Source organism: Streptomyces spinoverrucosus (genome assembly GCF_006539505.1).
GTDB lineage: Bacteria > Actinomycetota > Actinomycetes > Streptomycetales > Streptomycetaceae > Streptomyces > Streptomyces spinoverrucosus.
This window is the reverse complement of the sequence record NZ_BJND01000019.1, coordinates 26,383-39,661: the sequence shown is the minus strand read 5'-3', so window position 1 is coordinate 39,661 and position 13,279 is coordinate 26,383. Positions and strand designations below refer to the sequence as shown.

Below are 13,279 nucleotides of genomic sequence, written 5' to 3'. Positions count from 1 at the left end.
TCACCCGCCGACGACCTCCACGGCCCGTCGCCTGACCCGCGCGGTCAGCACACCCAGGGCCATGATCACGGGGACGGACGCCGCGAGCCACACGGCCGTGGTGCGCTCGCCGCCGATGAGGGTGCTGAAGTTGGCCAGGATCAGCCAGATCGCGCCCGCGATGCCGAGCGCGCCCAGCAGGGGGGCGATCAGCGTGTTCCACGGGCGGGTGTCCAGGCGTTCACGGCGGAAGAAGACGACGACGGACACGGAGGTCAGCAGGTACAGGAGCATCATCGCCAGGACGGCGACCCCGCTGAACCAGGAGAACAGCGTCAGCACCGGGTCCTTGCCCGCCATCGCGAACGGCATCACCAGCGCCACGGCGACGGCGGTCTGGACACAGCCCGCAACCCAGGGCGAGTGGCGGCGGTTGAGGGCGCACAGCCGGCCGGGCAGCAGCCGGTCGCGGCCGAGCGAGAACAGGTAGCGGTTGGCGGAGTTGTGGAAGGTGAGGATGCCGGCGAAGAGCGAGGTGGCGAGCAGGACGGGCAGGACGTCGTTCACCCAGCCGCCGAACTCGGCCGCGATGGGCGCGAAGACGAACACGGCCCCGTCCCCGCCCTCCAGCGCCTTGCCCGCGGCCGCGGTGGCCTCGGAGGCGCCGTAGGAGGCGATGAGCATCCAGGACGTCAGGGCGAAGAAGCCGGTGACCACGGCGACCGACAGGTAGGTGGCGCGGGGCACGGTCTTCCTGGGCTCGCGGGCCTCCTCGCCGTAGATCGCGGTGGCCTCGAAGCCGAACATGGACGCCACTGCGAACATCACCGCCACGCCCGGCGCCCCGCTCAGGGCGGCGCCCGGGGAGAAACTGTCGGCGAATCCGAGCCCTTCCGCTCCCCCGCCCTTGACGAGGGCGACCAGCGCGAAGACCGACAGGATGCTGAACTCCGCCAGGACGAACACGGCGAGCACCTTCGCGCCCATCTCGATGCCCGCGGCGCCCAGGGCCTGCACGACGGCCATGGTGGCCAGCGTCCAGACCCACCACGGCAGGTCGAGCCCGGTGTGGCTCGCGACCATGCCGCTCACGATGGAGCCGTACAGGCCGTACATTGCGGCCTGGATGGTGCAGTACGCGAAGAGCGCGACGCCGGCGCTGCCGGTGCCGGTGGTCCGGCCGAGCCCCTTGCCGATGTAGGTGTAGAAGGCGCCCGCGTCGACGACGTGGCGGCCCATCGCGACGAATCCCACCGAGAACAGCAGGATCACCAAGCCCGCCACCAGATAGGCGGCAGGCACGCCGGGGCCGTTGCCGAGCGCCACGGCGATGGGGGCCGCACCGGCGATGCCGGTCAGCGGCGCCTGAGCGGACAGGACGAAGAAGAGGATGCCCAGGACGCCGAGGGCGTTGGGCTTGAGCATGCCTGGGGTGGGCGTGTCCGGTTCCGTGCGTTGCGGGGAGACCGTCTGACTGTCCACTCGGATCACCTGCCAGAGGAGAGGAAGGATCGTTTCAGGCCAAACGAGTTGCCTCATCGTGGGGCGGAACTATCCGTTTGACAAGGGGGATGAGGCGAGGAGTTCCGAGGTTTTACGCGGTCGAGACGTACGGGGCCTACGCCTCGCCGTCCCGCTCCTGGGCGAGCAGCCGCAGCACCGAGCGCAGCTCGTCCAGAGCCTCCTCGATGACCTCGCGCTCGCCGAAGACGAGCTGGTGCAGGACGAGGCCCTCCAGTGTGGCGAAGACCATCCGGGACAGGCCCTCGCCCACCGGTCCGGGCAGCATCTGGGTGAGCTCGCGCCGGGTCGCGCCGAAGTACTCGTCGTACAGCGCCCGCAGATGGGCCAGCAGCTCCGGCCGGCGGCGGGCCTCCAGCAGCAGCTCGTACTGGAACGCCTGGAGGTCCGGCCCGGAGTCCACCATGTCGGTCAGGCCGACCGAGAAGTCGGCGGCCTTGCCCGTCCCGGGTTCGAGCGCGCTGCTGCTGAGGGAGTGGCGTACGGCGTGGGCCAGGGCCTCCTCGATCAGCGCGTCGCGCGAGCCGAAGTGGTGCACGACGAGCCCGTGGGTGACCCCGGCCTCCTCGGCGACCGCCCGGTAGGTGAGCCTGCGCAGCCCGCCGCGTGCCACCACGCGCACCGCGGCCTCCAGCAGGGCCTCGCGGCCCGTGCCGTAGTTCACGCGCTTGCGGGGGCGGCGGCCGGCGGGCTGGGTCATGCAGGCGACCCTACCCGCGCCGTCGGCGTCAGCGGCGCGGCGGCCGGATGCCACGGAACTCCCAGTCGCCGCCCAGCGCGGTGGACAGCACCTCCTCCGACTCGGTGGGCTGGGCACCCACGTCCGCCCTGACCGGAGTCGGGCCGGTCACGATGTGGTTGGTGAGGCGCCCCAGGCCCTCGACCTCCACCTCCACGACGTCCCCCGGCCGGACGGGGCGGGAGTTGGCGGGCGTGCCGGACAGGAGCACGTCGCCGGGGTACAGGGTGATGGTGCGGGCTATGTCGGCGACGAGGTAGTGCATGTCCCACGCCATCTCGTCCGTCGACCCGTCCTGCACCACCTTTCCGTTGACGTACGTCCGCAGCCGTTTGCCGTGGAAGTCCCAGTCGGTGACCAGGCCGGGGCCGAGCGGGCAGAGGGTGTCGGAGCCCTTGACGCGGAGCATGGAGCCGGCGTCGGTGTCGCGGAAGTCGTGCAGGCCGTAGTCGTTGGCGACGGTGTAGCCGGCGATGTACTCCCCCGCCTCGGCCGGGGCGATGTTGCGGGCCGTCCGCCCGATGACGATGGCGACCTCGCCCTCGTAGTTGAGCCACTTGCAGCCCTCGGGGCGGACGATCGCGCCCTTGTGGGCGTTGAGGGCGGAGGTCGGCTTGTGGAAGTACGTGGGGGTGTCGGGCAGGCCGATCCGGAACTCGTCGACCCTGCTGCGGTGGTTGAGGTGGACGGCGATCACCTTGGAAGGGACGACCGGAGGCAGGTGCCGCGCCTCCTCGGTCTTCACACGCCGGCCGTCTCCGGCGACGAGTTCGTCCCCGTCGACGGTGACCTGGACGGCGGCGCCGTCGAGGAGGATGCGGCGGTACTCAGGCATGGGCGGACTCCTGTGCGGGGGTGATGTCTGCGGTCCAGCCGTCGGCCGGGCGGTCGAACCAGAGGTGGACCTGGCCGGTGCCGACGGAGTTCTCGTACTCGCCGTACTGCCGGGCCCTGGCCGTGCACGCGTGCTCGCCGAGGGCGCCGGCCATCATCAGGTAGTGGAAGAACTTGGCCTCGGGCTTGTACTTCCAGAACTCGTCCATGGTGTCGAGGACCTTGTCGTGGCGGCCCTCCTTGAACCAGGCGATGCGCTCCTCGTCGGCCGCGCGGGCCTCGGGGGTGAAGATGTGCACCGGGTCGCTGGCCTCGTGGTCGCGCAGTTCGCGCAGCGGCCAGAAGGTGTGCGAGAGGGCGCCGGAGGCGATGAGCAGGACCCGCCGCCCCGGCGTCGCGGCGATACCGTCGGCAAGCGCCCGCCCCAGGCGCAGATGATCCTCCATGTCGCCGGTCTGGCAGACGCCAATGGTGATCCACCGCTTGTCCGGCAGGCCCTCGCCGAGGAACTTCCAGAGGTTGATGGTGGCGTAGTAGATCGGCAGGTACTCGTCGTCGATCGGGGTGATCCAGGTGCCGTGCTTGTCGGCGAACGAGGCGATGTTGTGGGCGAGTTCGGGGTCGCCGGGGAAGTCGTACGGCATCCGGCACATGCCGCGGGGCAGCTCCTCGGAGGTGAACAGGCCGGCGCGGCGCGCTTGCGCCGTCACGACGAACTCGACGGTGGTGGCCCAGTGCGAGTCGAGGACGACGACGGTGTCGTAGTCCTCGCGCTCGAAGACGTCCTCGCGGAGCTGCTCCAGGCCGGTGACGAGGGTGATCTCCTTGCCCTCGTTCAGCTCCAGCCGCTCCTGCTTCGGGAGCACGATGGTGGGGACGTGGGCGAGCAGCCCGGCCCCGACGATCTCACCCATGGTCCTGGTTCCATCCCTTCGGGGCGGTGACGGTGTTCTTCAGGTCGCAGTAGAAGTCGAAGCTCCAGGTGCCGCCCTCGCGGCCGACACCGGAGAGGCGGGAGCCGCCGAAGGGGGCCTTGAGGTCGCGGACGAAGAAGCAGTTGACCCAGACCGTGCCCGCGACGAGTCGCGCGGTGACGCGCTCGGCGCGGCCGGGGTCGTCGGTGGCGACCGTGGCGGCCAGTCCGAAGCGGGTGTCGTTGGCGAGGCGGACGGCCTCGTCCTCGGTGGCGAAGGTCTGGAGGGTCAGGACCGGGCCGAAGACCTCCTCCTGGACGATCTCGGAATCCTGGGCGACGTCGGTCAGGAGGGTGGGTGCGTAGTACTGGCCGTCCTTGCGGTCGCCTCCGATGACCGCGCGGGCTCCGGCGGCGAGCGCCCGCTGCACGAACCCGTCGATCTTCTCCAGCTGGCGGGGGTGGATGTTCGGGCCGATGTCGGTGGCCTCGTCGCGCGGGTCGCCCTGCTTCAAGGCCGTGGCCTTCTCGACAAACCGTCGAGTGAACTCGTCGCTGATCGACTCCTCGACCAGCAGTCGCGTGCCCGCCAGGCAGACCTGCCCTGCGTTGTCGTACTGTTCCACGGCGAGGTCGACGGCCAGGTCCAGGTCGGCGTCGGCGAAGACCAGCAGCGGTGACTTGCCGCCCAGTTCGAGGCTGAGCGGCGTGAGGTTCGCGGCGGCGGAGGCCGCGATGCGCCTGGCCGTCGGCACCGAGCCGGTGAAGCTGATGCGGCGTACGTCCGGGTGGGAGGTGAGGGCGTCGCCGATCTCGGCGCCGTAGCCCTGGACCACGTTGAGGACACCGGCCGGCAGCCCGGCCTCGGCGGCGATGTCGGCCAGCAGCGAGGCGGTCAGCGGGGACCACTCGGCGGGCTTGAGGACGACGGTGTTGCCGGCGGCGAGGGCCGGGGCGACCTTCCAGGTGGCCAGCATCAGGGGGGCGTTCCACGGGGTGATCAGCACGCAGGGGCCTGCCGGGTCCCAGCTGACATGGTTGGTGTGACCGCGGGTCTCGAAGTCCTCGTGCTGCAGCTTCAGCAGCCAGTCGGCGAAGAAGCGGAAGTTGTGGGCGACGCGGGGCATGACGCCCCGCCGATGGGAGCGGAGCAGGGCTCCGTTGTCGGTGGTCTCCACCATCGCCAGCTCTTCCAGACGCTTTTCGACGCCGTCGGCGATGGCGTGCAGGATGCGGGCGCGCTCGGTGCGGGCGGTGGCGGCCCAGGCGGGGAAGGCCTCGCGGGCGGCGGCGACGGCCGCCTCGGCCTCGGCGGGGCCGCCACGGGCGATCTCCCCGAGGACGCTGCCGTCGATCGGTGAGGCGTCGGTGAAGGTGTCTGCGGAGGCGACGCGCTTGCCGCCGATCCAGTGGCGGGTGTCGACGGCGACGCCCGCGACGGTGATGGTGTGATCGGTCATGTCCGGTCTCCAAGTCCTCTCGTCCGTACGGGCGTCACTCGGCACCCGAGGTCCCGGACTCCAGCAGCCGCCCGCCGTCCCACACGACCCCCACCTGGCGGTAGTAGGCGGCGATGGGCTCCCGGATCTCCAGCCGGGCCAGTTCCTCCGTGGGCGCCTCGAACAGTTCCAGCGCGGCCTCGCCGACCCACGGCTGACCGCCCTCGAAGGACGCCGCGCCCGACTCGATCAGCTCGTCGAGCGCGAGGCCCTTGCCCTTCTCGATCGACGGCAGCCAGCGGTGGTGGGCCATGGGGTGGGCATTGACGAAGCCGTTGCTCCGCGAGGGCTCCCTGAGCGTCACCACGGCCTGCGCGATACGACGATCGGCTGCGGCCAGCGTCGCCCCGAACCGCGCCCCTGCCTCGATGCGCGGAGCAGGACCGAACGGGTGCGGCCGCGTCTGGTGGATGGAGCCGAGCTTCTTCGGATAGCCCTGGTGTAGTCCGCGGGCGATCGCGAAGTCCTTGTCGACCCAGATGTGGACGCAGCGCGAGTACGTCCGGCCCCGGTACTTGCAGCGGACGACCACGAACGCCTCCTTGTACTGGGAGCGCACGGGGTCCAGCAGTTCCTCGCCCGACGCCGAGCACGACTGCCAGTCGGCCCAGATCAACGCGACTGCCCCGGGGTCCTCGTCGGCCAACTCAAGGGGCTCGGGCAGCAGTTCCCGCACCCGTGCCGGGTCGGTGCGGTACTCGACGGTGAGCAGGTCGCCGGAGTAGCGCCAGGGTGGGGAGGGGATCAGCGACGAGGCGCCGGTCGCCGTCTTGGGGTGGAAGTAGCCACGGAGACTGGTCACATGGGGCTCCTTACGCGGTGAGGGCGGGCTGCTTGAGGAGGTCGGCGCGGTAGCGGGCGGCGCCCCGGGCCGCCGCCTGCCCGCCGAGCGCGACGACGCCGACCAGTTGCTCGTGGCAGTGGTAGCCGACGAGGACGTCGCCGGCGTCCGGGTCGCCGTCCAGGACGCGGATGTCGTCGAGGCCGAGCGCGGGCGCGCCGAAGGACTGGAGCCGGAAGTCGTGCTGGTCGCTCCAGAAGGTGGGCAGCGGGGCGAAGGGCGCCAGGCCCGCGTCGGCGCCGACGAGGACTTTCGCGGCGTGCCTGGCCGAGTCGGTGGGGATCGACCAGTGCTCGACGCGGCGCGGTACGCCGTCGTAGCGGGCGTTGGGGAACCGGGCGACGTCGCCGACCGCGACGACGTTCGGCCGGCCGCCGACGCGCAGGTGCTCGTCGGTGAGGACGCCGTCGGTCAGGTCGAGCCCGTTGCCCTCCAGCCACTCGGTGTTGGCGAGCGAGCCGACCGACTCCACCACGACGTCGGCCGAAAGAGTCGTCCCGTCGTTCAGCACGACGCCCGTGACGCGGTCGTCGCCGGCGAAGGCGGCGACTCCCCCGCCGAGCAGGAACCGCACCCCGCGCTCCTCGTGCCGCTTCAGCAGCACCAGCGCGAGCAGGTCACCGAGCGGTCCCACCATGGGCAGCGGCAGGGGATCGACGACGGTCACCTCGGCGGCACCGAGGCCGACGGCCGTCGCGGCGACCTCGCAGCCGATGAACCCGGCGCCGACCACGACCACGCGCACGCCCGGCCGGGTCAGCTCGTCCCGCAGGGCGCGGGCGTCGTCGAGGGTGCGGACGGTGTGCCGGCCGGCGAGCGGGCCGGGGCAGCGCAGGCGCCGGGGGCGCGTGCCGGTGGCGACGACCAGACCGCCGTAGGACATCACCGAGCCGTCGTCGAGCTCGACGGTCCGCTCGGCGAGGCGGGCCGCGACGATTCTGGTGCCCAGGCGCCACTCCACGTCCGCCGCCGACGCCTTCGGCGTGAAGGCCAGGGACGCGAGGGGCGCGCGGCCCGCGAGGACCTCCTTGGACAGCGGGGGCCGGTTGTACGGCATGTGCGGTTCGTCGCCGATCACCGTGAGGCCGCCGGTCCAGCCCGCGGCGCGCAGCTGCTCCGCGGCGCGCAGGCCGCCCAGGGAGGCGCCGGCCACGACGATGCGCGCATCCACGCTCAGTCCTCGATCCGGATGGCCTGGAGCGGGCAGACGTCCGCGGCCTCCTCGACCTCGTCGCGCAGGGCGTCGTCGGGGTCGGGGACGTAGGCCAGGTGACCGTCGTCGTCCATGCGGAAAACGTCGGGGGCGGCGAAGACGCACTGACCGTGGTCCTGGCACTTGTTCATGTCGACGACGACCTTCATGGGCCGGTCCTCCTGAGGGTGAGGGCGTCGAAGCGGAAGGGAAAGAGAGGCCCGGCCGGACATGCGGCCGGGCCCCGGCCGACGGGGTGCGGCGACCACACCCCTAACTCGTTTGGCTTCAAACAAGGTAGGCAGGGGCCGCACCCTGGTCAATACCTATCCGGATGGATAAATTCTTTCCGCCGCCCCCTTGCGGTCACCCTTCCCCGTACCTACCGTTTGGCATCAAACAACAGCCGGGGACGCCCTCCCTCCCCGCGTCCCGGCCGCCTTCTCCCCACGCCACCCGCCTCCCCGACCCCGCGTCCCGGAGGTGTCCCGACGTCCGCCCGAGGAGACAACGGTGAGCGCTCACGACATCGCAGAAGTCCGCCGCCACATGGACCGGCTCGCCGCCGACGGCATCGACGTGGTCCGGGTGACCTATCCCGACCTCATCGGCACCGACCGGGCGCGGGACGTGCTGCTGGAGGAACTGCCCCGGGCCTGCGCGCACGGGCTGGCCTTCTGCCGGGCCGTCTACCACACCAGCCCCCAGGGCGACGTGGTCCCGGTCAGCGGCGGGCTGGACGCGGGCCTGCCGGACATCTGCGTCCGCCCGGACCTCGACACGCTGGTGCCGCTGCCGTGGGAGCCGGGGGTCGCCGCGTGCCTCGGGGAGGTCGTCGATCCGGCGAGCGGTACGCCCGCGCCCGAGTCGCCGCGTGACCTGCTGCGGGCCGTCCTCGCCCGGTGCGCCGAGCACGGGCTGCGGCCGGTGGTCGGACCCGAGCTGGAGTACTACCTGTGCGAGCCGGACGGCGCCGGCGGCTGGCGCCGCTACGCACCCGACCCCGGCGTCGTCTACACCGCCGGGCTGCGCGCCGACCCCGACAACCACCTGCTGCGGACCCTGCGCCACACACGCGACCTGAACGTGGGCGCGATCAGCGGCAACCACGAGTTCGACGGCGGCCAGATCGAGATCAACCTGGCCCACTCCGAGGCGATGTCGGCCGCCGACCGCTCCTTCCGCTTCAAAGCCGCGATCAAGGAACTGGCCCGCAAGGAGGGCAGGCTCGCGACCTTCATGGCCAAGCCCTTCAACGACGCGGGCGGCTCCGGATTCCACCTCCACCTGTCCTGCGAGAACGCCGAGGGCGACAACGCCTTCGACGACCCGGCGGGCCCCTACGGCCTCTCCGCCGGCGCCCGGCACGCGGTCGCCGGCGTCCTCGGCCACGCGCCCGCCCTCGCCGCCCTGCTCAACCCGACCGTCAACTCCTACAAACGCTTCGGCCCGGACACCCTCGCGCCCTGGCTGGTCGACTGGGGGCTGGACAACCGCAGCGCCATGGTCCGCATCCCACCCGAGCGCGGCTCCGGAGCCCGCCTGGAACTGCGGCTGGGCGACGCCAGTGCCAATCCCTACCTGGCGATCGCCGGGACCGTCGCCGCCGCGCTGCTCGGCGTGCTGGCCGGCGAGGAACCGCCGGCGCCGCTGGAGGGGTACGGCTACGACACGAGCCGGGCCGCCGTGCTTCCGGCCACCCTGTCCGACGCGCTCGACGCGCTGGAGGCCGACACCGCCCTCGCCGACGTGCTCGGCAAGGACTTCACCACCTCCTTCCTCTCCTACAAGCGCGACGAGGTCGCACGCTTCCACCGGCACGTCACGGATTGGGAGTTCACCGAGTACGCCTACCACCTGTGACGCCTACGACCTGTGACGCCGAGGAGCCCCGAGATGACCGAGACCCTGACCGACGCCGTGCGCGAGCCGCTGCCGCTCGCCGACGTGAACCTCGCCGACCTGGACAACTTCACCGACGGCGTCACCCCCTGGCGGATGTTCCACACCCTGCGCCACGAGGACCCGGTGCACTGGCAACCGGAGGAGGCGCCCAACTCCGGTTTCTGGGCGGTGACCCGGCATGAGGACATCGTCCGGGTGGACCGCGACCCGGACACCTTCACCTCCACCAGGTTCGTCAACCTGGAAGAGGTCGACGACGACCAGATCAAGAAGCGCGCCTCGATCCTGGAGCTGGACGGGGTCCGGCACCGGGCGCTGCGCAGTCTGATCCAGCGGCAGTTCGGCGCGAACGTCATAGCCGGCTACACCGACTTCCTGCGCGGGCTGACCGCGAGGACCCTCGACGCCGCGCTCGCCAAGGGCCGTTTCGACTTTGTGGCGGACGTCTCGGCGGACTTCCCCATCAACGTTCTCGCGCGGCTGCTGGACGTGCCGCCGGAGGACAACCAGAAGCTGATCGACTGGGGCAACCGGATCATCGGCAACACCGACCCGGACTACGCGGACGTGCTGCTGCACAGCGCGGAGAGCGAGCAGTACCGGGACCTGCCGTTCCGCTCCCCCGCCTCCCTCGAAGTCTTCGCCTACGGACGCGAGTTGGCCCGGCAGCGGCGCGGCGGGGACGGCACCGATCTCGTCTCCCGCCTGGTCAACACCACCCCCCGGGACGGAGTCCCGCTGTCCGCGCAGGACTTCGACAACTACTTCCTTCTCCTGGTCGTCGCCGGGAACGAGACCACTCGCCACACCATCTCCCACTCCATGCTGGCCCTCATCCAGCACCCCGAGCAGCTGGCCCGTCTCCAGGAGGACCCCTCACTCATCCCGACGGCGGTGGAGGAGTTCCTGCGCTGGGCGTCCCCCGTCTACCACTTCCGCCGCACCGCCACGCGGGACGTCGAACTCGGCGGCAAGCAGATCAAGGAGGGCGACAAGGTGGTGATGTGGTTCGCCTCCGGCAACCGCGACGAGGAGGCCTTCGGCAACCCGTACGACTTCGACGTCACCCGCACGGACAACGACCACGTCACCTTCGGCAAGGGCAGCCCCCACCTGTGCCTGGGAAACCTCCTGGCCCGCACCGAGATCCGCATCATGTTCGAGGAGCTGATCCCACGCCTGTCGGCCATCCGCCTGACCGGCGACGTGCCGCGCGTGCGCTCGAACTTCGTCAACGGCATCAAGAAGCTGCCCGTGGAGGTCACGCCGGCCTGATCCCTGCGACAGGCGAAATCGGGGTAGCTGACGCCGAGGACACAGTGGAGCAGAATCTCAACGACTGTGAGCCAGCCGGCGCCACCGGCACCTCGCTGCATCTGACTTCCGACAACGCCTCGGCAGCGGGCGCCTGGCGGATGTTCGTGCCGGAGAGCTGAGATGCCGCCTCACCGAAGGCCGATGCGGCCAAGGTGGCCCGCCGTGCTGGATCGCCGGTGTCGCCTCCGGCGCGCACGCGGTTCGGCGGCTGTTCGTCTTGGACCGCTGCGGCACACCCTGCGGATCCGAGGAACACGGGACTGCTCTCCTGGGTGCGGTGCGAGGCGGCGCTGGCCAAGGTCCGTGATCTATTGGATGGCAGGACCTCGTTGCAGCAGCGGCGCTGACCCACCGGTAGACAGCGACCCCCACCTGCCACTGCGGACACGAACTGGTCAGCTGCTCCTCTTGCGACGAGGCGCGGTGTCTGCAGTGCGCCCCCTACCGCTCCGAGGACTGCGGCAGTCCCGGGGCTGAACCGCGCCGTGACCCACACCCCTGACGCGCCCGGTGACCGCTCCTTCGTCGTCATCGGCGAAACCAACCTGGCACTCCGGGTGTACGCGTCCCTGCGCAACGGTGCGCACACCGCCCGGCATCTGACCGGGCCCGGCGACGAGAAACTGCGCGCGACCATGACACCGCCGCCCGAAGCGGTGGCCGTGCTCCTGCACGACGATGTCGCGGCACGCCGCGGCCGGTCAGGACATCCGCGAGCAGCGGGCCGTGCTGCGCCACCGCGCGCAGCACGTGCGGCTGTGTACCTTGCTGCGTAACCGCATCCACGCGGTTTGCCCCCGAAGGAAGGTCATGGCCCGGCCCGGCCAGATGGGCTGACGGGACGGGTCGCCGATGCAGGCGGCCGCGCCGCCCAGCAGCGGGAGTTGCAGCAGGATGCCCTGCGTCCCGGGTCGTCGTCCTCGACTGGGGTCTTGAGGGCGGCTACTCCCGCACCTACGTCCGCGGTCTCGACGACGAACTCGCCACGCACGGCCACGTCCTGCTCGTCCGCCACGGCAACCAGCCCCCAGGAGACGCAGCGGGTGCTTGTCGCGATCAGGCCTCGCGCGGTCATCCGCTTCGCCGAGCCCTACCTGCCCGGCCACCACCTCCAGGACCACTGAGGCCGCCGGAAGGACGGCCTGGCAGCCCACGCCGCCCTGCAGATCCGGCACCTCGCCGAACGCGGCCACACACATCGCCCTGGCGCTGCCGGACGGCGAGAACCCGGTGGCCCGGGTCCGCGTGCGGATCGCACAGATCGCGGACAGCGCAGGCCTCGCCCCCGTCACTCCTTCGTCGCACCCCGGCCGAAGACGGCGGCTGCCCGTGCCGTGGGGGCGTTCCGCGCCGCCCAGCCCGAGGTGACGGCGGTCGCGGCCGCCGACGATTTCGCCGTTCGTGCCGCCGGGCGGAGCCAGCAACCGCCGAGGTGCTTGTGCCTGTGCGGAGCAACGGGCTACGGGTGGTCGGCTGCTCGGTGATGCCGACGACGGTTGTTCCGAGCCGACATGTCAGTCCGCCCCGCCTTCACCCCCCAATGCCAGGGCCAAGATCCGGACCATACACGGGCCAGAACGTGGCCACCTCGGTTCACATCTCGCGTTTAGCCTGGTCAGAGCGAGACTCGGCCGCGACGGCCATGCTCTACGGCAGCCGCCAGTCGACCGGCTGGGCGCCCTGCCGCACCAGCAGGTCGTTCGCCCGGCTGAACGGACGCGAACCGAAGAACCCGCGGTCCGCCGACATCGGGGACGGGTGGGCGGACTCGATCGCCGGAAGATCCCCGAGCAGCGGCCGCAGATTACGCGCGTCCCTGCCCCACAGAATCGACACCAGCGGCGTACCGCGGGCCGCCAGCGCCCGGATCGCCTGCTCGGTGACCTCCTCCCACCCCTTGCCCCGGTGCGCCCCCGGCTTGCGGGGCGCTGTCGTCAGCGCCCTGTTCAGCAACAGCACCCCCTGCTCCGTCCACGGCGTCAGATCCCCGTTGGACGGCCGGGGCAGCCCCAAGTCGGAGTGCATCTCCCGGAAGATGTTCTCCAAACTGCCCGGCAACGAGCGCACCTCGGGCGCCACCGCGAAACTCAACCCGATGGCCATCCCCGGCGTGGGGTAGGGATCCTGGCCGACGATCAGGACGCGGACGTCATCGAAGGGCTGCTGGAAGGCCCGCAGGACATTCGCCCCGGACGGAAGGTAGGTCCGGCCTGCCGCTATCTCGGCCCGCAGGAAGTCCCCCATCGCCGCGATACGTTCAGCCGCAGGTTCAAGGGCCTTCGCCCAGCCTGCTTCAACAAGTTCATACAAAGGTCGTGGTGCCACAGCGCGTCACCCTACTGGCACTCACCGCGGTCCCGCACAAACACAGAAGCCCCCACGCACGGACCCCGCCGCCGGCGCTAGTCTTCCTCCTCATTGAGGTCATCGAGCCGGGCCAGCAGATCGCGCAGCCGCTCACCGGGAAGGAGAGGAGCCTGTTGCAACCAGTGATCAAGCCACTCCGCCACGGTCATCACGCCTCGCCAGCCTCTCGACG

At 71.1% G+C, this 13,279-nt stretch carries 12 protein-coding genes; 3 read left to right on the top strand and 9 right to left on the bottom strand.

All coding sequences use genetic code 11. The features are described 5' to 3' along the window. The 8 genes from SSP24_RS13500 to SSP24_RS13465 form a co-directional block, all read right to left on the bottom strand. On the bottom strand, nucleotides 1-1,461 hold the full coding sequence (locus tag SSP24_RS13500) for an APC family permease (protein WP_141309756.1): 1,461 nt from the start codon (nucleotides 1,459-1,461) through the stop codon (nucleotides 1-3). A gap of 136 nt (nucleotides 1,462-1,597) precedes the next feature. Continuing rightward, nucleotides 1,598-2,200 carry a TetR/AcrR family transcriptional regulator gene (locus tag SSP24_RS13495; RefSeq protein WP_141309755.1) on the bottom strand — a complete coding sequence of 201 codons (603 nt, stop codon included), beginning with the start codon at nucleotides 2,198-2,200 and terminating at the stop codon, nucleotides 1,598-1,600. A 28-nt stretch (nucleotides 2,201-2,228) separates the two neighbouring features. Then, on the bottom strand, nucleotides 2,229-3,074 hold the full coding sequence (locus SSP24_RS13490) for a fumarylacetoacetate hydrolase family protein (protein ID WP_141309754.1): 846 nt from the start codon (nucleotides 3,072-3,074) through the stop codon (nucleotides 2,229-2,231). Then, nucleotides 3,067-3,987 carry a 3,4-dihydroxyphenylacetate 2,3-dioxygenase gene (locus SSP24_RS13485; protein WP_141309753.1) on the bottom strand — a complete coding sequence of 307 codons (921 nt, stop codon included), beginning with the start codon at nucleotides 3,985-3,987 and terminating at the stop codon, nucleotides 3,067-3,069. The genes SSP24_RS13490 and SSP24_RS13485 overlap by 8 nt, the downstream gene beginning before the upstream one ends. Beyond that, nucleotides 3,980-5,446 carry an aldehyde dehydrogenase gene (locus SSP24_RS13480; protein ID WP_141309752.1) on the bottom strand — a complete coding sequence of 489 codons (1,467 nt, stop codon included), beginning with the start codon at nucleotides 5,444-5,446 and terminating at the stop codon, nucleotides 3,980-3,982. The genes SSP24_RS13485 and SSP24_RS13480 overlap by 8 nt, the downstream gene beginning before the upstream one ends. Nucleotides 5,447-5,480: 34 nt before the next feature. Then, a complete protein-coding gene (locus tag SSP24_RS13475) occupies nucleotides 5,481-6,287 on the bottom strand; it encodes an acetoacetate decarboxylase family protein (RefSeq protein ID WP_141309751.1) in 807 nt (268 codons plus the stop codon). 10 nt (nucleotides 6,288-6,297) lie between these two features. Further along, nucleotides 6,298-7,497 (bottom strand): NAD(P)/FAD-dependent oxidoreductase, encoded by a 1,200-nt coding sequence (locus SSP24_RS13470; RefSeq protein WP_174864644.1) that lies wholly within the window; start codon nucleotides 7,495-7,497, stop codon nucleotides 6,298-6,300. A 2-nt stretch (nucleotides 7,498-7,499) separates the two neighbouring features. Continuing rightward, complete coding sequence (locus SSP24_RS13465; RefSeq protein WP_141309750.1) at nucleotides 7,500-7,688, bottom strand: ferredoxin; 189 nt, start codon at nucleotides 7,686-7,688, stop codon at nucleotides 7,500-7,502. A gap of 343 nt (nucleotides 7,689-8,031) precedes the next feature. Between SSP24_RS13465 and SSP24_RS13460 the strand changes: the two genes are divergently transcribed. The 3 genes from SSP24_RS13460 to SSP24_RS13450 all read left to right on the top strand — a co-directional run bounded on the left by SSP24_RS13460 (nucleotide 8,032) and on the right by SSP24_RS13450 (nucleotide 11,516). Then, the gene (locus SSP24_RS13460) at nucleotides 8,032-9,381 is read left to right on the top strand and encodes a glutamine synthetase family protein (RefSeq protein WP_141309749.1); all 1,350 of its coding nucleotides are present in this window, start codon (nucleotides 8,032-8,034) and stop codon (nucleotides 9,379-9,381) included. Between the two features lie 33 nt (nucleotides 9,382-9,414). Beyond that, nucleotides 9,415-10,698, top strand: a complete 1,284-nt coding sequence (locus tag SSP24_RS13455) for a cytochrome P450 (protein WP_141309748.1) — start codon at nucleotides 9,415-9,417, stop codon at nucleotides 10,696-10,698. Nucleotides 10,699-11,225: 527 nt separating this feature from the next. Next, nucleotides 11,226-11,516 (top strand): hypothetical protein, encoded by a 291-nt coding sequence (locus SSP24_RS13450; RefSeq protein WP_141309747.1) that lies wholly within the window; start codon nucleotides 11,226-11,228, stop codon nucleotides 11,514-11,516. 871 nt (nucleotides 11,517-12,387) lie between these two features. Here SSP24_RS13450 and SSP24_RS13445 read toward each other — a convergent pair. Beyond that, nucleotides 12,388-13,065 (bottom strand): uracil-DNA glycosylase, encoded by a 678-nt coding sequence (locus tag SSP24_RS13445; RefSeq protein WP_141309746.1) that lies wholly within the window; start codon nucleotides 13,063-13,065, stop codon nucleotides 12,388-12,390. Nucleotides 13,066-13,279 lie beyond the last annotated feature (214 nt).

Coding starts and splice junctions, on each gene's coding strand:
- SSP24_RS13495 (WP_141309755.1), bottom strand. CDS start 2,200: ATGACCCAGCCCGCCGGCCGCCGCCCCCGCAAGCGCGTGAACTACGGC.
- SSP24_RS13490 (WP_141309754.1), bottom strand. CDS start 3,074: ATGCCTGAGTACCGCCGCATCCTCCTCGACGGCGCCGCCGTCCAGGTC.
- SSP24_RS13485 (WP_141309753.1), bottom strand. CDS start 3,987: ATGGGTGAGATCGTCGGGGCCGGGCTGCTCGCCCACGTCCCCACCATC.
- SSP24_RS13480 (WP_141309752.1), bottom strand. CDS start 5,446: ATGACCGATCACACCATCACCGTCGCGGGCGTCGCCGTCGACACCCGC.
- SSP24_RS13465 (WP_141309750.1), bottom strand. CDS start 7,688: ATGAAGGTCGTCGTCGACATGAACAAGTGCCAGGACCACGGTCAGTGC.
- SSP24_RS13455 (WP_141309748.1), top strand. CDS start 9,415: ATGACCGAGACCCTGACCGACGCCGTGCGCGAGCCGCTGCCGCTCGCC.